Genomic DNA, 17,785 nt, shown 5'->3' on the forward strand with positions numbered 1-17,785 from the left:
CTGTGCCGGCACTCGTGCTCGTTGGCGCTCAGTGGGGGGACGAGGGCAAGGGGAAGGCCACCGACCTCCTCGGCGGCTCCGTCGACTACGTCGTCCGCTACCAGGGCGGCAACAACGCCGGTCACACGGTGGTCATCGGCGACCAGAAGTACGCCCTGCACCTGCTCCCCTCCGGCATCCTCAGCCCTAACGTGACGCCGGTGATCGGCAACGGCGTCGTCATCGACCCGGGCGTGCTGCTCTCCGAGCTCGCCGGGCTGAACGACCGTGGCATCGACACCTCGAAGCTGCTGGTCTCGGGCAACGCCCACCTGATCACGCCGTACCACCGCACCCTGGACAAGGTCACCGAGCGCTTCCTCGGCAAGCGCCGGATCGGCACCACCGGCCGCGGCATCGGCCCGACCTACGCGGACAAGATCAACCGCGTCGGCATCCGGGTCCAGGACCTGTTCGACGAGTCGATCCTGCGCCAGAAGATCGAGGCGGCGCTGCACGACAAGAACCAGATCCTGGTCAAGCTGTACAACCGCCGCGCCATCCCGGCCGAGCTGGTCGTCGAGGAGTACCTCGGCTACGCGGACAAGATCCGGCCCTTCCTCGCCGACACCACCCTCGTCCTGGACCAGGCGCTCAAGGCGAACAAGGTCGTCCTGCTGGAGGGCGGCCAGGGCACCCTGCTCGACGTCGACCACGGCACGTACCCCTTCGTGACCTCGTCGAACCCGACCTCGGGCGGCGCCTGCACCGGCGCCGGCATCGGCCCGACCAAGATCGACCGGGTCATCGGCATCCTCAAGGCCTACACCACCCGCGTCGGCTCCGGCCCGTTCCCGACCGAGCTGCTGGACGAGGACGGCGAGGCGCTGCGCCGGATCGGCGGCGAGCGCGGTGTCACCACCGGCCGTGACCGCCGCTGCGGCTGGTTCGACGCGGTCATCGCGCGCTACGCGACCCGGGTCAACGGCCTCACCGACTTCTTCCTCACCAAGCTCGACGTGCTCACCGGCTGGGAGCAGATCCCGGTCTGCGTCGCGTACGAGATCGACGGCAAGCGGGTCGAGGAACTCCCCTACAACCAGTCCGACTTCCACCACGCCAAGCCGATCTACGAGACGCTGCCGGGCTGGACCGAGGACATCAGCAAGGCCAAGACCTTCGCCGAGCTGCCGAAGAACGCGCAGGCGTACGTGAAGGCGCTGGAGGAGATGTCCGGCGCGCCGATCTCCGCCATCGGCGTCGGCCCGGGCCGCGACGAGACGATCCAGATCAACTCGTTCATCTGAGCCTGATCCGGTCGAGGGCCCTGTGGGACACGTCCCGCAGGGCCCTTCGCTTCGCCCACTCCACCCCTTTTGCACTAGCACAGAATTTCATTGCATCTAGTGCAGAGTGGCGCTACCTTTCCGGTCATGACCGCACAGCCGCCCACGCCCGTCACCCTCACCGGCCGCCACGTCCGCCTGGAGCCCCTCGGCCGCCACCACCTGTCCGACCTGTGGGCCGCCGTCGGCCCCGACCCGGAGGTGTGGCGCTGGATCCCCTCCCACCCGCCCACGACCGAGGAGGAGCTGGGCGCGATCCTCGACGCCCGGCTCGCCGAGGTGGCGGCCGGGTCGGCGGTGAAGTTCGCCGTGATCGACCTCCCCAGCGACCGGGCCGTCGGCATCACCGGCTACTACGACGTCAGGGCCGTCGACGAGGTCGTCGAGATCGGCGGCACCTGGTACGCCCGCTCGGTCTGGCGCACGCCCGTCAACACCGAGGCCAAGCTGCTGCTGCTCTCCCACGCCTTCGACGACCTGGGCATGGGCCGGGTGTACTGGAAGACGGACGCGCTCAACGAGCGCTCCCGCAACGCGATCCTGCGCCTCGGTGCCCAGTACGAGGGCGTCCACCGCCGCGAGAAGCGGCGCGCCAGCGGCGTGTGGCGCGACACCGCCTACTTCTCGATGCTCGCCGACGAGTGGCCCGCCGCCCGGATCCGCCTCGCCGAGCGCCTTTCGCGCGGTGCCGAGCCCTCCGTGCGCCCCCGTTCCTGAACGGCCCCCCGGGAGTTGTCCAGGGCACCAGGCAGGAACCGCGATGGGAGAAGGCAACCGATGACCCAGCAGTGGCAGAAGTCCACCAGCAGCGCCCGGGACGACGGCGACTCCGTGGAGGTGTCCGTCAACGAACGGGGGCTGATCGAGGTCCGCGAATCCGAGAGCCCCGACGCGATCATCGTCACCACCCCGCAGAAGTTCGCGCTCTGGATCGAGGGCGTCAAGCGCGGCGAATTCGACCACTTCGGCGACGGCTGACCGCACCCTCCGGTGGCCCCCCGGCCGGCGGGGGGCCACCACTGCCGCGCGCTATTTCTTCTCGACGGCGGCGGAGGAATGGCGGACGGCGAACTCGCGTTTCACGGAACGCGGCTCGCGGGGTTGGGTGTTGACCAGCCAGACCAGCCAGCCGACGAATAGGACGGCGAGCAGGAGGGCGGACAGACCGGCGACGAGCAGGCCGTTCACCGGGTAGCGGGAATGCGGTGGACAGGGGTGAGAAGCAGCGGAAGCGGCATGACAGTCTCCGGTCGGTGATGTCGAGCGTGCCGACCATGCATCTGGTGTGTATTTACGGCTGATTGGCGGCTGTTTAGGCGACAACGAGTCAGTGACTGACGCGGCAACGACCATAGGGTCGAGGTACAAGACTTGCTACCGAGCGGGAGAACGTTCACTCCATCGTGGGGTATCCCCCATTTCAGTAGCTAGGGCCGGGTAAGCACGGCACACTTCACCGGAAGCATCGACCCGAGCCGCGATCCGGAGAAGAGAGTCATGCCACCCCGCTTGTCGCCGACCGTGCGTCAGCAGCGCCTTGGCATCGAGCTGCGCAAGATGCGCGAACGCGTGGGCGTGACGCCCAAGAACCTGGCCGCCACCTTGGGCACCGACCTGCCCAAGATCTCGCAGATGGAGAACGGGAAGTCCGGCATCAGCGCCGAACGGCTCCGGCTCTGGGCCCGCACCTGCCACTGCGCCGACGGCCCCTACCTCGACGCGCTGCTCGCGATGACGCAGGACCGGCGCAAGTACTGGTGGGACGGCTACCGCGGCCGGCTGCCCGGCGGGCTCATCGACATCGCGGAGATGGAGCACCACGCCGAGTCGCTGGCCATCCTGCACACCACCTTCATCCCCGGACTGCTGCAGACCTCGGCGTACGCCTCCGCGGTGTTCGCCCGGGTCCGGCCGCCGATGCCCCAGCCGGACGCCGACGCCCGCACCGCATTCCGGATCCAGCGCCAGCGGCTGTTCACCGAACGCCCGAAGCCGTACGCCGCGTACATCCACGAATCCGCGCTGCGCATGCAGTTCGGCGGGGCGGTGGTGCTGCGCGACCAGTTGCTCAGCGTGCTGGAGGATTCCGAGCGGCCCGGGGTGGAGATCCGGACCATCCCGTTCAGCGTCGACACCTTTCCCGGGTCCGGGGAGAGCCTGTACCTCGCCCGCGGGCCCGTTCCCGAGCTCGACACCGTGCAGATCGACCTCTCGAACGGGCCGAAGTTCGTGCACACCGACACCGAGTTGCAGACGTACCGACAGATCAAGGAGGAGACCGCCGCGGTCGCCCTCGGGCCGGCCGAGTCCCGGGACTTCATCCGGGCCTTACTGAAAGACTTCTCATGACTGAGTGGCGGAAGTCCTCGTCCAGCGGCGAGAGCAACGAGTGCGTCGAGATCAGAGCCGCCGACGGCCTGGTCGAGATCCGCGAGTCGGACCGCCCCGAGGTCGTCGTCCGGACCACGCCGCGCAAGTGGGCCGCGTTCGTCCGCGGGGTGAAGGCCGGGGAGTTCGACCGGTACAGCGACTCCGTCGGGCCCTGAGCCGCACCGCCCTTGAGTCATACCGCCCTTGAGCCGCACCGCCCTTGAGCCACACCGCCCTTGAGCCGCACCGCCCGGCCCGGCGGCGGTAGGCTTGGCAGCCCACAGTGGACCCCTGCGCCTGGCACAGCACTCCGGGTGGGGTGCGCGTGCGGGAGAAATCGGAGCATCCGAGGATGGCTCGGCACCTGATCACCAGCGCCCTTCCGTACATCAACGGGATCAAGCACCTGGGCAACATGGTCGGGTCGATGCTCCCGGCGGACGTCTACTCCCGCTACCTGCGCCAACGCGGCCACGAGGTGCTCTACATCTGCGCGACCGACGAGCACGGCACGCCCGCCGAACTGGCCGCGCAGGAGGCCGGACTGCCCGTCGCCGAGTTCTGCGCCCGGGCGCACGACGCGCAGAAGGCGGTGTACGACGGCTTCGGGCTGTCCTTCGACCACTTCGGCCGCAGCTCCTCCCCGCAGAACCGCGAGATCACCCAGGAGATCGCCCGCGAACTCCAGCGCAACGGCTTCATCGAGGAGCGCGCGATCCGCCAGGTGTACTCCAACGCCGACGGCCGCTTCCTGCCGGACCGCTACATCGTCGGCACCTGCCCGCACTGCGGCTACGACAAGGCGCGCGGCGACCAGTGCGAGAACTGCACCCGGGTGCTGGACCCGACCGACCTGCTGGAGCCGCGTTCGGCCATCAGCGGCAGCTCCGACCTGGAGGTCCGGGAGACCAGGCACCTGTTCCTGCTCCAGTCGGAGCTGACCGACGAGGTGGAGCAGTGGATCGCCGCCAACGGCGACGACTGGCCGGTGCTGGCCTCCTCGATCGCCCGCAAGTGGCTCACCGAGGGGCTCCAGGACCGCGCGATCACCCGCGACCTGGAGTGGGGCGTCCCGGTGCCGGCCGACGTCTGGCCGGAACTGGCGGCCGAGGGCAAGGTGTTCTACGTCTGGTTCGACGCCCCGATCGAGTACATCGGCGCCACCAAGGAGTGGGCGGACGCGGCCCCGGCCGGGCGGGCCCGGGACTGGAAGTCCTGGTGGTACGAGGCCGACCGGACCGTCCGCTACACCGAGTTCATGGCCAAGGACAACGTCCCGTTCCACACCGTGATGTTCCCGGCGACGATCCTCGGCTCGCGCCGCCCGTGGAAGAAGGTCGACTACGTCAAGGCCTTCAACTGGCTGACGTACTACGGGGGGAAGTTCTCCACCAGCCAGAAGCGCGGCATCTTCACCGACGTCGCCCTGGAACTGCTGCCGGCCGACTACTGGCGCTACTTCCTGATGGCGCACGCCCCCGAATCGGACGACTCCAGCTTCACCTGGGACCTCTTCGCCTCGGTCGTCAACAAGGACCTCGCCGACACCCTCGGCAACTTCGTCAACCGGGTGCTCACCTTCAGCCGCAAGCGCTTCGGCGACGCCGTCCCGGCTGGCCACGCGCCCGGCGAGGCCGAGCAGCGCCTCGGCGAGCAGATCGCCGACCTGCTGGCCGAGTACGAGGCCCAGCTGGACGGGCTCAACTTCCGCAAGGCCGCACAGGGCCTGCGCGCGCTGTGGAGCGCGGGCAACGCGTACCTGGACGAGAAGGCGCCCTGGCTCCAGGTGAAGACCGACCCGGACGCGGCGGCGCTGACCCTGCGCACCGCGATGAACCTGATCCAGCTGTACGCGGTGGTCTCCGAGCCGTTCATCCCGGCCGCCGCGACGGCGATGCGCGGCGCCTTCGCCCTGCCCGCGGACGCTCCGGCGACCGGCCTGTCCTGGGTCGGCCCGGAGGAGGCGCGGGCACTGGACCTGGTGCCGGCCGGGACGGCGTTCACCGTGCCGCCGGTGCTGTTCGCCAAGATCACCGACGAGGACCTGGCGGCCTGGACCACCCGCTTCGGCGGCCAGGAGGCCTGAACCCGACGGACGGCCCGGGCCCCGACCGTTCGCCCGGTCGGGGCCTCGGCCACCGGGAGGAAGAACTGGCCGGCGGCGGCAGCGACCGGCTGGTCGACGACCTCGTCTTCTCGGGCGACCTCGACGCCATCGCCCGCAGACTCCACCGGCCACCACGAGGCCGGCGCCGACCACGTCGCCGTCCAGGTCATCGGCGCCCCGCCGGGCGGCACCGCACTGCCCCACTGGCGTCGGATCGCCGAGGCCCTGCTGGCGTCGGATCGCCGAGGCCCTGCTGTAACACCGCCGGTACGCTTCCAGCCATGGATGCCGACCTGGTCGCCGCCCTGCGGGCGATCGCCAACCCGACCCGCCTGCAACTGCTGGCATGGTTGCGCGACCCCGAACGCCACTTCCCCCTGGAAGAGGCGGTCGCCGACCCGCACGAGGTCGGCGTCTGCGTCAGCCACATCCAGGCCAAGGCCGGCCTCGCCCAGTCCACCGTCTCCGCCTACCTCGCCGAACTCCAGCGCGCCGGGCTCGTCCGCGCCACCCGGATCGGCAAATGGACCCACTACCGCCGCGACGAGGCCCGCATCGCCGCTCTCATCACCGCCCTCGGCCACACGCTGTAGGCCCGCTGGCGCCCGGGCGCCAGCGGCCCGCCGGGATGCCGCCGAGCACCCCGGGGGCACCACCGGGAGCAGTGCTGCCCCTACGCCGCCGGGCCCTTCGGGCCACCCGGCGGGCCGGGCGGCCCCGTGCGGGCGGCGGCCGTCAGGCGGCCTTGCGGGCGGTGTGGACGGTCATCGCCGAGAGGAAGAAGGCGTCCGGGCGGTGCAGGATGCCGGTGGGGGTGTCCTCGGCGAGGAGGGTGTCGAGGGTGGTGCGGTCCTCGGGGGCGAGGTTGTCGGCGAGCTGGTCGCGCAGGCGGGCGAGTTGGGTGTGGAGGTGCTCGCGGGCGGGGCGGGCGAGCGGGGCCGGGTGGTCGATCAGGAAGGTACGGGTGCCGTTGGGGGTCAGGCCGGCACGGGTGAGCATGGCCGGCCAGTCCTCCACCTCCTCGGTGGCACCGGGCAGTTCGGCGCGCATGGTGCTGAAGCCGTCCTCGTGCACCGCGTCGAGCCTGGCCTGGAAGCCGGGCCGGCCGAGGCCGAAGTCGCGCGGCAGGTAGCGCAGCGGCAGGCCGCGTTCGGCCACGGCCAGCAGGCCACCGGGCCGGAGTGTCGCGGCGAGGGAGGTGAGGGCGGCCTGCTGGTCGCCGAGGTGGTGGATCGCGTTGCCGGACCAGATCAGGTCGGCCTCGCCGAGCTTGCCGAACTCGGCGGGCAGGTCGGCCTGCTGGGTGCTCAGGCGGCCGCCGGAGCGGGTCCGGGCGCGCTCCAGCAGGGCGGCCGACTGGTCGACGGCGACCGTCTCGGCCTCGGGGAAGGCGTCCGCGAGCAGTCCGGCGATCACCCCGGGCCCGCTGCCGACGTCGAGGACCCGCCGCACCCCGCCGGCCTCGCCGTGCAGGGACCGCAGCCACTGTGCGGCCCCGGTGATGGCGGGGGCGCGCAGTTCGGCCTCCTGCTCCAGGTGGGCGGCGAGGGCGTCCCAGTCGAAGTCGGCGGCGGGGACGTGCCCGTGGTGGTGTCCGGGCCGGTGCCCCTGGCCGTGCTGGTGCTGGTGTTCGGACATCGTGGTGTCTCCGATCGTGGGTGACGGAAGGGTGCTGCGGGCGGAAGGGCGGTGCCGGGCAGAAGGGCGGTCCGGGCGGAGTGCCGGGCAGAAGGGCGGTCCGGGCGGAGTGCCGGGCGAAGGTGCCGGAGGGGGAGCTTCCCCCGCTCAGGCGGGAACGGCAGCGCCGGACGCGCGGTGTTCGGCGACCGCCCGTCCGATCTCCTCCGCGACGAGGTCGTGGTCGAGGCCGAGGTCGACCCCGTAGCCGGCGACCTCCGCCCGGCCGACCTCCAGCAGCGCCGCCGGGGGCATGCCGTCCCGGCTCAGGTAGCCGCGCAGGTGGGCGGCGGGGGCGTTGCGCGGCCGGCCCGCGTCCACCACCGCCACCCGGCGGCGGGCCCGGCCCAGCACCAGTGCGGCGTTCAGCCCGGCCGCGCCCGCGCCGACCACGACCGCGTCGTAGCCGTCCCGGGGGGCCGTCGGCCCTGTCGTCCTCATCGTGTCGCCCATGGCGCTCACCTCCACCGCCAGGCTGCGACCGGACCGCCCACATCGGCAAGCTTTGTTGCCGTTTCCGCAAACACCGCGCCCGACACGCCCTCGGGCTCCCAGCCCCCCGGTCCGCCGCCGGTGCGAGCGGGCGGCCACCGCCAGCGCCACCCCGCACCCGGCGAACGCGGCCGCCCCCACCGCCTCCCCCGGCAGGGGATCCGGGCCGCCCCTTGCCTTGGAGTGCACTCCAACTCCTAACCTCTGACGCACCATCGACCCACCACCAGGGGGAGCAGCACCATGCGCTACCGCGTCCTCGGCGGCACCGGCATCGAAGTGAGCGCCCACTGCCTCGGCACGATGATGCTCGGCAGCGTCGGCAACCCCGACCACGACGACTGCGCCCGGATCATCAACACCGCCCTCGACCGGGGCGTCAACTTCGTGGACACCGCCGACATGTACTCGGCCGGCGAGTCCGAGGAGATCGTCGGCAGGACGCTGGCCGCCCGCGGCGACCGCGACGAGATCGTGCTGGCCACCAAGGGGCACTTCCCGATGGGCGAGGGCCGAGGCCACGGCGGCAACTCGCGGCGCTGGATCCTCCGGGCGGTCGAGGACAGCCTGCGCCGGCTGCGCACCGACTGGATCGACCTCTACCAGATCCACCGGCCGGACCACACCACCGACGTCGAGGAGACCCTGTCCGTCCTCGGCGACCTCGTCCGGGCCGGCAAGATCCGCGCCTTCGGCTGCTCCACCTTCCCCGCCGAGCAGATCGTCGACGCGCACCACGTCGCCGAACGCCGCGCCCTGCCGCGCTTCCGCACCGAGCAGCCGCCGTACTCGCTGCTCGCCCGCGGCGTGGAGCGCGACGTGCTGCCCGTCGTCCAGCGGCTCGGCATGGGCGCGATGACCTGGGGCCCGCTCGCCTCCGGCTTCCTCACCGGCCGCTACCGCAAGGACCGCCCGGCCGACCTGACCACCGGCCGCCCGGCCCTCAACCCGGGCCGCTTCGACCCGGCGCTGCCCACCACGGCGGCCAAGCTGGAGGCCGTCGAGGCCTTCACCGCCCTCGCCGGGGACCTCGGCCGCACCCTCCCCGAGCTGGCCGTGGCCTTCCCGCTGGCCCACCCCGCCGTCACCTCGGTGATCCTCGGCCCGCGCACCCACGACCAGTTGGAGGCGGCCCTCAAGGGCGCCGACCTGGTGCTCGACGACGCCGCCCTGGACCGCATCGACGCCATCGTCCCGCCCGGCACCGACGTCTACCACCCCGACGGCGCCTGGCAGCCCCCGTCCGTCACCACCCCCGCCCTTCGCCGCCGCCCCACCGCGGACCGCTCGGCGGGGTAGCCGGACCGACCGCCCGCCACCACCGACCGCTCCCGGGCGGCGGGCTACTCCCTCGGTGCGGCGAAGCAGTGGACCACGACCGTGCGGTCCGCGGCCCACTGCTGTTCGCCGCTGCCGAGCCAGGTCCAGCCGAGGCGCCGGTAGAAAGCGGTCGCGGGGGTGTCGGTGGCAAGGACGTCGAGGACGGGATGGAGGCCGAGCGCCCGCGCGTGCGCCACGGCGGCCGCCATCAGCCGGGCGCCGATCCGGTGGCCGCGCGCCGTGGGGGCGACGTAGAGCCGGCCGATCACGGCGGTGAGTTCCGGGCGGCCGCCGGTGCGGCGGCTCCACAGGCCGGGGGCGACGTCGCCGGGGGAACTGCGGGAGAGGCCGACGTGGCCGGCCGGGCGGCCGTCCGACTCGGCGACCCAGGCGGCGAGCAGGCCCTCCGGGGTGAGCCAGGCGGCGGGGCGGTCGGGCCAGTCGGCGGGGTAGCCGTCGGTGGCGTGGACGTCGCCGAGCACCCGGACGCAGTCGGCGAGGTCGGTGACGCGGCGCCGTCGGACGGACGCCCCTGCCCCGGCCTGCCACGAGCCGGACGCGACGTCGTCGGCGCGTTCTTCAAGGTCAGCCATGCCGGTACGTTACCGGCCGGGCCTCACCGCCGCAGCAGGTCGACCACCCCGGCCAGGTCCTCCTCGCCGCCGCCGACCGCCGATCGACGCCCCATCAGCCGGAAGTACGGAGCGAGCAGTTCCGCGTCGAACCGGCAGCCGGGCCCTCAGGCGATCGCGGCCGACACCACCGCCGCGACCGCGATGTTGCAGCTGGCCGAGACCCAGACCGCCGGGTGCGGCTCCGGCTCGACCAGGATCGCGCCGAGCCTGCCGGGCGTCAGCAGGTCCACCGCCCAGAAGGCGACGGTCATCAGCACCAGCCCGAGCAGGCCGTAGCAGGCGGTCGAGATCAGGCCCTTGGCGAAGTCCGCGTAGGTGTACATGATCGCGGTGAAGACGATGCCACCGATGCCGAGCAGCGCGGAGCTGAGCAGCACGGCGGCGTTGCGGTTGCGCTCGACCCAGATCTGGTGGCCGAGCCTGCCGGGCGTCAGCAGGTCCACCAGGCCGACGCCGAGGAGCAGCAGCACCACCCCGAGGGCTCCGTAGGCGGCTGCCGCGCCGAGCCCGTGCAGGATGTCGTTCATCGTGGTCCCAGCCCCCGGTCCGCCCGCCGACCCCCGACCGGTCTGGTCAAGGGTTGGCAAAAGATACCCCACCGGGGCCGGCGGCGGGCCGGGAAGCGGAAACCCCTCGGCGGTCAGTGCTCCTCGTGCACCAGGTGGTCGACGCAGGCGGCGATCGCGAGCAGCAGCCCGGTGTCGGCGCCGTCGGCGATCTCCACGCCGTAGGTGTCCCGGATCCGGAACCACTTGCGGGAGATCCGGGCGAGGTCGTCGCCGTGGTGGTTCTCGATCCGGTAGTCCTTGTCGATCAGGTCGCCGTGGATCTTCAGCTCGCCGCCGGAGGCCAGCTCCACCAGGTACTTGTCGCGGAACGGGGTGAACAGCTTCTCCCGGACGGTCGCGATCACCTCACCGTCGGCGTCCTCGATCTTCATCGCGTCGCGGACGGTGAACGCCTTCTCCTTCACCACCGCGACCACCCGCCCGTGCGCGTCCTTCAGCTCGAAGGTGTGCCGCAGCCGCAGCACCTTGCCGTCCACCAGGTACGCCTTGTGGCCCCGGTCGTCCTCGATCCAGTAGTCGTCTCCGACTGCGAACAGCTTCTCCCTGACCAGGTACCGCACAGCGGCCTCCTCCGTGTCGACGTGACCCCCATTCGACCCGATCCCCCCACCCGCCGGGAAGCACCGCCACACACGGGCGTTCAATGGCGGCATGCGTCCCGACCCCACCGCCCCGCTGCGCAGCGAGCGCCTCGACCTCCTCCCGATCGGCCCCGAGCACGCCGAGGAGTTGGCCGCCGCCCTCGCCGACCCCGCCCTGCACGCCTTCACCGGCGGCTCCCCGGCCACCGCCGACGACCTGCGCACCCGCTACGCCCGGCTCGCCGCCGGCTCCCCCGACCCCGCCGAGACCTGGGGCAACTGGGCTCTACGGCTGCGCGCCGACGGCCGCCTCACCGGCTACGTCCAGACCACCGTCCGCCCCGGGGCCGCCGAACTCGCCTGGGTGGTCGGCACCCCCTGGCAGGGCCGCGGCCTGGCCACCGAGGCCGCCCGCGCCCTGCTCGCCCACCTCGCCGCCGTCGGCGTCGGCACCGTCACCGCCCACATCCACCCCGACCACCACGCCTCCGCCGCCGTCGCCCGCGCCCTCGGCCTCACCCCCACCGACGAGCAGCAGGACGGCGAGACCCGCTGGCAGGCAGAGCTCCCCCGGCCCTGACCCGGCCCCGACGTTCTCAGTCCTCCTCGCCGGGCGCCGGGTGCGGGTTGATGGCCTGCCCCTCGATCGGCTGCCCCCAGTCGTCGTCGCCGACGGCCCCCACGCAGTACCCGGAGCCCTCCACCCACCCCCCGGCGTCCTCGCACTGCTCCGCGGTGACGTCACGCGGAGCGGGCCCGGCGGCCGCCGCCGAGGCGGCGCCGGCGCCGGTGGCGAGCAGGACAGCGGTCGCGACCGTCAGGACCGACCGCAGCAGGGGTGAGGTGATCATGCGGACAACGACAGCACGAACCCCGCTCCCCCCACCCCACCGACACGCCCGCCGCCCCCTGCCCGCGCCCCGCCCCCCGACCGGGAACGCCGCCCCGGAATGCCGCCCTGGAATGCTGCCCGACCACGATGCGGTTGGATACAGGCATGGCATCTCGTGCACGTGTACGCGCCCCCGAGCTGGTCGGGGCAGGCGGTTGGCTGAACACCGGCGGCAAGGAGCTGGCGCTCGCCGACTTCCGGGGCAAGATCACCATCCTGGACTTCTGGACGTTCTGCTGCATCAACTGTCTGCACGTCCTCGACGAGCTGCGGGAGTTGGAGGAGAAGCACCGGGACACCGTGGTGATCGTCGGGGTGCACTCGCCGAAGTTCGTGCACGAGGCGGACCACCGGGCCGTGGTGGACGCGGTCGCCCGGTACGAGGTGCACCACCCGGTGCTGGACGATCCGGCGCTGGCGACGTGGAAGCAGTACGCGGTGCGGGCCTGGCCGACGCTGGTGGTGATCGACCCGGAGGGGTACGTGGTCGCCCAGCACGCGGGCGAGGGCCACGCGCACGCGATCGCGCGGCTGGTGGGAGAGTTGGAGGCCGAGCACGCGGCGAAGGGCACGCTGCGCCGCGGCGACGGCCCGTACGTGGCGCCGGAGCCGACCGCGGGGGATCTCAAGTTCCCGGGCAAGGCGATCCGGCTGCCCGACGGGCACTTCCTGGTCGCCGACTCCGGCCACCACTCGCTGGTGGAGCTGGCCGAGGACGGCGAGACGGTGGTCCGCCGGATCGGCGACGGGCAGCGCGGCCTGGTGGACGGCACCAGCCCCCGGTTCAGCGAGCCGCAGGGGCTGACGCTGCTGCCGGAGGGCTCGGACTACGACGTGATCGTGGCCGACACCGTCAACCACGCGCTGCGCGGGGTGCGGCTGGCGGACGGCTCGGTGACCACGCTGGCGGGCACCGGCCGCCAGTGGTGGCAGGGTTCGGCGACCGAGGGCCCGGCCCGCGAGGTGGACCTCTCCTCGCCGTGGGACGTCGCCTGGTTCGACGGCCGGGTGTGGATCGCGATGGCCGGCGTGCACCAGCTGTGGGCGTACGACCCGGCCGCCGGCACGGTCCGCGTCGCGGCCGGCACCACCAACGAGGGCCTGGTGGACGGGCCCGTCGGCGAGGCCTGGTTCGCCCAGCCGTCCGGTCTGGCGGTCTCGGCGGACGGCGAGAGGCTGTGGGTGGCCGACTCGGAGACCTCGGCGATCCGCTGGATCAGTCGATCGGAGGGGGCACGTGAAGCCGGGACGGTCCACACCGCCGTCGGCACCGGCCTCTTCGACTTCGGCCACCGGGACGGCGCGGCCGCGCAGGCGCTGCTCCAGCACCCGCTGGGCGTGACCGTGCTGCCGGACGGCTCGGTGGCGGTCAGCGACACCTACAACCACGCGCTGCGCCGCTTCGACCCGGCGAGCGGCGAGGTCACCACGCTGGCCACCGACCTGCGCGAGCCGTCCGGCGCGGTCCTGGTGGACGGGGACATCGTGGTGGTCGAGTCGGCCCGGCACCGGCTGACCAGGCTGCGGCTGCCGGACGAGGCGGTGCGGGTCGAGTCGGTCGCGCACCGCACCCAGCGGGCGGCCACCGAGGTCGCGCCGGGCGCGTTCCGGCTGGACGTGGTGTTCTCGGCGCCGAACGGCCAGAAGCTGGACGAGCGGTACGGCCCGTCCACCCGGCTGCTGGTCAGCGCGACCCCGCCCGAGCTGCTGGTCTCCGGCGCGGGCGCGGACAGCGACCTGTCGCGCGAGCTGGTCCTCTCCGAGGAGGTCGCCGAGGGCGTGCTGCACGTCTCGGCGATGGCCGCGTCCTGCGACGACGACCCGGAGATCGAGTTCCCGGCCTGCCACGTGCACCAGCAGGACTGGGGCGTACCGGTGAAGCTGGTCGCCGACGGCGCGCGCCGGCTGCCGCTGGTGCTCGCCGGCCTGGAGTAGCCACCTGAAGAGCGGCCGTCCAGCGCGGAAGGGGCCCGGCGGAACGTACTCCGCCGGGCCCCTTCCCCGTTGACGGGGGATCAGCCCTCCAGGAAGGCCTTGATCGCGCTGGCCAGCAGGTACGGGTCCTCGGCGCCGCACAGCTCGCGCGCCGAGTGCATGGACAGCGCCGCGATGCCGCAGTCCACCGTCTTGATGCCCAGGCGCGCCGCGGTGATCGGGCCGATGGTGGTGCCGCAGGGCATCGCGTTGTTGGACACGAAGGACTGCCACGGCACGCCGGCCTTCTCGCAGGCGGCCGCGAACACCGCCCGGCCGACGCCGTCGGTCGCGTAGCGGTTGTTGACGTTGACCTTGAGGATCGGCCCGCCGTTCGGCAGCGGGTGGTGGCCCGGCTCGTGCCGCTCGGCGTAGTTCGGGTGCACGGCGTGGCCCATGTCCGAGGAGAGGCAGACCGTCCCGGCGAGCGCCCGGGCGCGGTCCTCCGGGGTGCCGCCGCGCGCGTACACGGTGCGGTCGAGGACGTTGCCGAGCAGCGGGCTCTGCGCGCCGGTGTCCGACTCGCTGCCGGTCTCCTCGTGGTCGAAGGCGGCCAGCACCGGGATGTACGGCAGGTCGGCGGCGTCCTCGGCGGAGGCGACGGCGGCCAGCGCGGCGGTGGCGGCGTGGACGGACAGCAGGTTGTCCAGGCGCGGGCCGGCCAGCAGTTCGCGGTCGCGGCCCAGGTAGGCGGCTGGCTGGACGTCGTGCGTCATGAGGTCCCAGCCCGCCACGTCGGCCGCGTCCACGCCCGCGCGCTCGGCGACGTAGGCGATCAGCGAGCCCTCGTCGACCGGGCCGAGGCCCCAGATCGGGGTGAGGTGGCGCTGCTTGTCGAGCTTCATGCCGTCGTTGACCTGGCGGTCCAGGTGGATCGCGAGCTGCGGCACCCGCAGCAGCGGCTCGTCCAGCTGGACGAGCCGCGAACTGCCGTCCTTCAGCGCGAGGCGGCCGGAGAGCCCGAGGTCGCGGTCCAGCCAGGTGTTCAGCGGGACACCGCCGTAAATCTCCACGGCGACCTGGCGCCAGCCGGCCGCGCCGGTGTCCGGCACCGGCTTGACCCGCAGGTTCGGCGAGTCGGTGTGGGTACCGACCACCCGGAACGGGGTCTCGGGGCGGGCGCTCTCCGGCAGGTACCAGGCGATCAGGGCGCCGCCCCGGATCAGGTAGCGGCCGCCTGCGGCGCCGTCCCAGGCGTCGGTCTCGGCGACCTGCCGGAAGCCTGCCTTCTCCAGCCGCTCGGCGGCGCTCGCGACCGCGTGGTACGGGGACGGCGAGGTGCCGAGGAACGCGATCAGATCGTCGCTGTGCGTCCGGTCGAAGAATGCCTGGCGGGCGGCGGCGGTCGACATACTGCTCCTGAGTCGAGGGAGGGCCGAAGCCGGATGGGGAGTCGGCTTCGCACCTTGAGCATATGCCCGTACACGGACAGGGAATTCGGAACCTCCCAACGGATGCAGAACGAGGACACAACCGTGAAGTGACGCCGTGCCGAACTCCGTGCACCCAGAGATCCACCCCGATCGCGGACGGTCATCGCAGCACCCGGCCCCGTGCCGCCGGCCGCCCGCGCAGCCGGTGCGGGACCGGCAAAGGACGGCCGGACAAAGGGCGGACGGGCGGACGGGCGAACGGGCGAACGGGCGAACGGGCGAACGGGCGAACGGGCGGCAACGCCGAAGGGCCCGGCGGGAACCGGGCCCTTCGACGTGAGGGTGGTGTCAGGCGGTCCGAGAGGTGTCACGCCCGGCGCGGCACCGGGGGGGGCGCGCCGGCGGCGGCGTGACGGGTGGGGCGGGGCCTTAGAAGGCCTCCTCCGCCAGGTCCATGATCTCGTTGTCGATGCCCTCGGCGATCAGCCGCTGCGGGGCGACGGTCGGCAGGACGTTCTTGGCGAAGAAGCGGGCCGCCGCGACCTTGCCCTGGTAGAACGGGACGTCCTTCTCCGAGGCGCCGGCCTCCAGCTTGGCCAGGGCCACCGCGGCCTGACGCAGCAGCAGCCAGCCGACGACGACGTCACCGGAGACGAGCAGCAGGCGGGTGGTGTTGAGGCCCACCTTGTACATGTTCTTGACGTCCTGCTCGACCGAGGTGAGGTCGGCCAGCAGCTTGCCCACGATGGCGTCCAGGTCGCCGACGGCCTTGGCGAGCAGCTCGCGCTCGGCGGCCAGGGCGTCGCCGCCCTCGGCCGCGCCGAGGAACTTCTGGATCTGCTCGGACAGCGCGGTGAGCGCCTGGCCGCCGTCCTTGACGATCTTGCGGAAGAAGAAGTCCTGGCCCTGGATCGCGGTGGTGCCCTCGTAGAGGGTGTCGATCTTGGCGTCCCGGATGTACTGCTCGATCGGGTACTCCTGCAGGTAGCCGGAGCCGCCGAAGGTCTGCAGGGACTGGGCGAGCTGCTCGTAGGACTTCTCGGAGCCGTAGCCCTTGACGATCGGCAGCAGCAGGTCGTTGAGGCGCTCGGCGGCCTCGTCGCGCTCGCCGCGCAGGCCGGCGGCCACCATGTCGTCCTGGACGGACGCGGTGAACAGGACCAGCGCGCGCATGCCCTCGGCGTAGGCCTTCTGGGTGAGCAGCGAGCGGCGCACGTCCGGGTGGTGGGTGATGGTGACGCGCGGGGCGGTCTTGTCCAGGAACTGCGAGATGTCGGCGCCCTGCACGCGCTCCTTGGCGTACTCCAGGGCGTTCAGGTAGCCGGTGGAGAGGGTGGCGATGGCCTTCGTGCCGACCATCATCCGGGCGAACTCGATGATCTTGAACATCTGGCGGATGCCGTCGACCTTCTCGCCGAGCAGCCAGCCCTTGGCCGGGTGCTTGGCGCCGAAGGTCATCTCGCAGGTGTTCGAGGCCTTGAGGCCCATCTTGTGCTCGACGTTGGTGGCGTAGGCGCCGTTGCGCTCGCCCAGCTCGCCGGTCTCCCAGTCGAAGTCGAACTTGGGGACGATGTACAGGCCGAGGCCCTTGGTGCCGGGCTTGCCGCCCTCGGGGCGGGCCAGCACCAGGTGGATGATGTTCTCGGACATGTCGTGCTCGCCCGAGGTGATGAAGCGCTTCACACCCTCGATGTGCCAGGAGCCGTCCTCCTGCTTGATCGCCTTGGTGCGGCCGGCGCCCACGTCCGAGCCCGCGTCGGGCTCGGTGAGGACCATGGTGGCGCCCCAGAGGCGGTCGGTCATCCGCTGGGCGACCTTCTTCTGCTCCTCGGTGCCCTCGTCGTGGACGACGCCGGCGAAGGCGGGGCCGGAGGAGTACATCCAGATGGCCGGGTTGGAGCCCAGGACCTGCTCGGCGTAGGCCCAGATGAGGGAGGACGGGGTGACCTGGCCGCCGATCGCCTCCGGGATGCCCAGCCGCCACCACTCGGCGTCCATGTAGGTCTGGTAGCTCTTCTTGAAGGTGGCCGGGACCGGCGCGGTGTTGGTCTCGGGGTCGAAGACCGGCGGGTTGCGGTCGGTGTCGGTGAAGGACGCGGCGAGGTCGTTCTCGGCGAGGCGCGAGATCTCGCTCAGGATGTTCTTCGCGGTCTCGACGTCCATGTCCGCGAACGGTCCGGCGCCGTAGACCTGCTCGCGACCGAACACCTCGAAGAGGTTGAACTCCACGTCCCGCAGGTTGGACTTGTAGTGACCCATGGCCGTTTTCTCCGGTTCGTCGCTTCCGGGAGACCGCCGCGTTCGGGCGCCCCGTACCCACCAGTAGGCATCATGATGCTACCCAGCGGTAACTTGGGCAAGCCCCTGGCGGTGAATCCGCTATGAACGTGGTCACGTCCCACAAGCCGGGACGACCACTCCTTGTCAGGATCGACGCCCACACGGGCGGGTGCGCTCCCGATAGCCTGTC

Annotated in this window: 18 protein-coding genes and 1 pseudogene; 10 read left to right on the top strand and 9 right to left on the bottom strand. The window is 72.2% G+C overall.

Annotation, left to right across the window (positions count from 1 at the left end):
- Positions 1–2: 2 nt before the first annotated feature.
- From ACIPLC_RS13445 to ACIPLC_RS13455, 3 genes are all read left to right on the top strand, one after another.
- Complete coding sequence (locus ACIPLC_RS13445; protein WP_400473101.1) at positions 3–1,286, top strand: adenylosuccinate synthase; 1,284 nt, start codon at positions 3–5, stop codon at positions 1,284–1,286.
- 126 nt (positions 1,287–1,412) lie between these two features.
- Positions 1,413–2,042 carry a GNAT family N-acetyltransferase gene (locus tag ACIPLC_RS13450; protein ID WP_400473102.1) on the top strand — a complete coding sequence of 210 codons (630 nt, stop codon included), beginning with the start codon at positions 1,413–1,415 and terminating at the stop codon, positions 2,040–2,042.
- Positions 2,043–2,102: 60 nt separating this feature from the next.
- Positions 2,103–2,303, top strand: a complete 201-nt coding sequence (locus ACIPLC_RS13455) for a DUF397 domain-containing protein (protein ID WP_400473103.1) — start codon at positions 2,103–2,105, stop codon at positions 2,301–2,303.
- 51 nt (positions 2,304–2,354) lie between these two features.
- Here ACIPLC_RS13455 and ACIPLC_RS13460 read toward each other — a convergent pair whose 3' ends face one another.
- Positions 2,355–2,513 carry a hypothetical protein gene (locus ACIPLC_RS13460; protein ID WP_400473104.1) on the bottom strand — a complete coding sequence of 53 codons (159 nt, stop codon included), beginning with the start codon at positions 2,511–2,513 and terminating at the stop codon, positions 2,355–2,357.
- Positions 2,514–2,822: 309 nt separating this feature from the next.
- Here ACIPLC_RS13460 and ACIPLC_RS13465 point away from each other — a divergent pair, with 309 nt between their 5' ends.
- The 4 genes from ACIPLC_RS13465 to ACIPLC_RS13480 all read left to right on the top strand — a co-directional run bounded on the left by ACIPLC_RS13465 (position 2,823) and on the right by ACIPLC_RS13480 (position 6,395).
- Entirely contained in the window at positions 2,823–3,674 is an 852-nt protein-coding gene (locus ACIPLC_RS13465) for a helix-turn-helix domain-containing protein (protein ID WP_400473105.1), read from the top strand.
- Entirely contained in the window at positions 3,671–3,871 is a 201-nt protein-coding gene (locus tag ACIPLC_RS13470; protein WP_400473106.1) for a DUF397 domain-containing protein, read from the top strand. The genes ACIPLC_RS13465 and ACIPLC_RS13470 overlap by 4 nt, the downstream gene beginning before the upstream one ends.
- 176 nt (positions 3,872–4,047) lie before the next feature.
- Positions 4,048–5,781, top strand: coding sequence for a methionine--tRNA ligase (gene metG, locus ACIPLC_RS13475; RefSeq protein WP_400473107.1), 1,734 nt, complete (start codon positions 4,048–4,050; stop codon positions 5,779–5,781).
- A gap of 302 nt (positions 5,782–6,083) precedes the next feature.
- The gene (locus ACIPLC_RS13480; RefSeq protein ID WP_400473108.1) at positions 6,084–6,395 is read left to right on the top strand and encodes an ArsR/SmtB family transcription factor; all 312 of its coding nucleotides are present in this window, start codon (positions 6,084–6,086) and stop codon (positions 6,393–6,395) included.
- Between the two features lie 142 nt (positions 6,396–6,537).
- Here the strand turns inward: ACIPLC_RS13480 and ACIPLC_RS13485 are convergent, their stop codons facing one another.
- Both ACIPLC_RS13485 and ACIPLC_RS13490 read right to left on the bottom strand, forming a co-directional pair.
- Positions 6,538–7,440 carry a class I SAM-dependent methyltransferase gene (locus ACIPLC_RS13485; protein WP_400473109.1) on the bottom strand — a complete coding sequence of 301 codons (903 nt, stop codon included), beginning with the start codon at positions 7,438–7,440 and terminating at the stop codon, positions 6,538–6,540.
- Positions 7,441–7,671: 231 nt separating this feature from the next.
- Positions 7,672–7,920: pseudogene (locus ACIPLC_RS13490) on the bottom strand (FAD-binding protein); the annotation flags it as partial.
- Between the two features lie 294 nt (positions 7,921–8,214).
- Here ACIPLC_RS13490 and ACIPLC_RS13495 point away from each other — a divergent pair.
- Positions 8,215–9,270: an aldo/keto reductase gene (locus tag ACIPLC_RS13495; RefSeq protein ID WP_400473110.1), complete on the top strand. Its 1,056-nt coding sequence runs from the start codon at positions 8,215–8,217 to the stop codon at positions 9,268–9,270.
- A 44-nt stretch (positions 9,271–9,314) separates the two neighbouring features.
- Here the strand turns inward: ACIPLC_RS13495 and ACIPLC_RS13500 are convergent, their stop codons facing one another.
- The 3 genes from ACIPLC_RS13500 to ACIPLC_RS13510 form a co-directional block, all read right to left on the bottom strand.
- Positions 9,315–9,884 (bottom strand): GNAT family N-acetyltransferase, encoded by a 570-nt coding sequence (locus ACIPLC_RS13500; RefSeq protein WP_400473111.1) that lies wholly within the window; start codon positions 9,882–9,884, stop codon positions 9,315–9,317.
- Between the two features lie 146 nt (positions 9,885–10,030).
- Positions 10,031–10,453, bottom strand: coding sequence for a DUF350 domain-containing protein (locus ACIPLC_RS13505; protein ID WP_400473112.1), 423 nt, complete (start codon positions 10,451–10,453; stop codon positions 10,031–10,033).
- A 113-nt stretch (positions 10,454–10,566) separates the two neighbouring features.
- Positions 10,567–11,055, bottom strand: coding sequence for an LURP-one-related/scramblase family protein (locus ACIPLC_RS13510; RefSeq protein ID WP_063348353.1), 489 nt, complete (start codon positions 11,053–11,055; stop codon positions 10,567–10,569).
- Between the two features lie 91 nt (positions 11,056–11,146).
- Here ACIPLC_RS13510 and ACIPLC_RS13515 point away from each other — a divergent pair, with 91 nt between their 5' ends.
- Entirely contained in the window at positions 11,147–11,656 is a 510-nt protein-coding gene (locus ACIPLC_RS13515) for a GNAT family N-acetyltransferase (protein ID WP_400473113.1), read from the top strand.
- Between the two features lie 16 nt (positions 11,657–11,672).
- On the opposite strand, the gene ACIPLC_RS13520 is transcribed toward ACIPLC_RS13515, so the two are convergent.
- Positions 11,673–11,927 carry a hypothetical protein gene (locus ACIPLC_RS13520; RefSeq protein WP_400473114.1) on the bottom strand — a complete coding sequence of 85 codons (255 nt, stop codon included), beginning with the start codon at positions 11,925–11,927 and terminating at the stop codon, positions 11,673–11,675.
- A gap of 146 nt (positions 11,928–12,073) precedes the next feature.
- On the opposite strand from ACIPLC_RS13520, the gene ACIPLC_RS13525 reads away from it, so the two are divergent.
- Entirely contained in the window at positions 12,074–13,903 is a 1,830-nt protein-coding gene (locus ACIPLC_RS13525; protein WP_400473115.1) for an NHL domain-containing thioredoxin family protein, read from the top strand.
- Positions 13,904–13,983: 80 nt separating this feature from the next.
- Here ACIPLC_RS13525 and ACIPLC_RS13530 read toward each other — a convergent pair whose 3' ends face one another.
- Positions 13,984–15,294, bottom strand: coding sequence for a M18 family aminopeptidase (locus ACIPLC_RS13530; RefSeq protein WP_400473116.1), 1,311 nt, complete (start codon positions 15,292–15,294; stop codon positions 13,984–13,986).
- A gap of 450 nt (positions 15,295–15,744) precedes the next feature.
- Positions 15,745–17,574: an acyl-CoA dehydrogenase gene (locus tag ACIPLC_RS13535; protein ID WP_400473117.1), complete on the bottom strand. Its 1,830-nt coding sequence runs from the start codon at positions 17,572–17,574 to the stop codon at positions 15,745–15,747.
- Positions 17,575–17,785 lie beyond the last annotated feature (211 nt).

It is taken from the genome of Kitasatospora sp. NPDC086801 (assembly GCF_044745805.1).
In the GTDB taxonomy this organism is placed as follows: domain Bacteria; phylum Actinomycetota; class Actinomycetes; order Streptomycetales; family Streptomycetaceae; genus Kitasatospora.

Coding starts and splice junctions, on each gene's coding strand:
- ACIPLC_RS13450 (WP_400473102.1), top strand. CDS start 1,413: ATGACCGCACAGCCGCCCACGCCCGTCACCCTCACCGGCCGCCACGTC.
- ACIPLC_RS13455 (WP_400473103.1), top strand. CDS start 2,103: ATGACCCAGCAGTGGCAGAAGTCCACCAGCAGCGCCCGGGACGACGGC.
- ACIPLC_RS13465 (WP_400473105.1), top strand. CDS start 2,823: ATGCCACCCCGCTTGTCGCCGACCGTGCGTCAGCAGCGCCTTGGCATC.
- ACIPLC_RS13470 (WP_400473106.1), top strand. CDS start 3,671: ATGACTGAGTGGCGGAAGTCCTCGTCCAGCGGCGAGAGCAACGAGTGC.
- metG (WP_400473107.1), top strand. CDS start 4,048: ATGGCTCGGCACCTGATCACCAGCGCCCTTCCGTACATCAACGGGATC.
- ACIPLC_RS13480 (WP_400473108.1), top strand. CDS start 6,084: ATGGATGCCGACCTGGTCGCCGCCCTGCGGGCGATCGCCAACCCGACC.
- ACIPLC_RS13485 (WP_400473109.1), bottom strand. CDS start 7,440: ATGTCCGAACACCAGCACCAGCACGGCCAGGGGCACCGGCCCGGACAC.
- ACIPLC_RS13495 (WP_400473110.1), top strand. CDS start 8,215: ATGCGCTACCGCGTCCTCGGCGGCACCGGCATCGAAGTGAGCGCCCAC.
- ACIPLC_RS13500 (WP_400473111.1), bottom strand. CDS start 9,884: ATGGCTGACCTTGAAGAACGCGCCGACGACGTCGCGTCCGGCTCGTGG.
- ACIPLC_RS13505 (WP_400473112.1), bottom strand. CDS start 10,453: ATGAACGACATCCTGCACGGGCTCGGCGCGGCAGCCGCCTACGGAGCC.
- ACIPLC_RS13515 (WP_400473113.1), top strand. CDS start 11,147: ATGCGTCCCGACCCCACCGCCCCGCTGCGCAGCGAGCGCCTCGACCTC.
- ACIPLC_RS13520 (WP_400473114.1), bottom strand. CDS start 11,927: ATGATCACCTCACCCCTGCTGCGGTCGGTCCTGACGGTCGCGACCGCT.
- ACIPLC_RS13525 (WP_400473115.1), top strand. CDS start 12,074: ATGGCATCTCGTGCACGTGTACGCGCCCCCGAGCTGGTCGGGGCAGGC.
- ACIPLC_RS13530 (WP_400473116.1), bottom strand. CDS start 15,294: ATGTCGACCGCCGCCGCCCGCCAGGCATTCTTCGACCGGACGCACAGC.
- ACIPLC_RS13535 (WP_400473117.1), bottom strand. CDS start 17,574: ATGGGTCACTACAAGTCCAACCTGCGGGACGTGGAGTTCAACCTCTTC.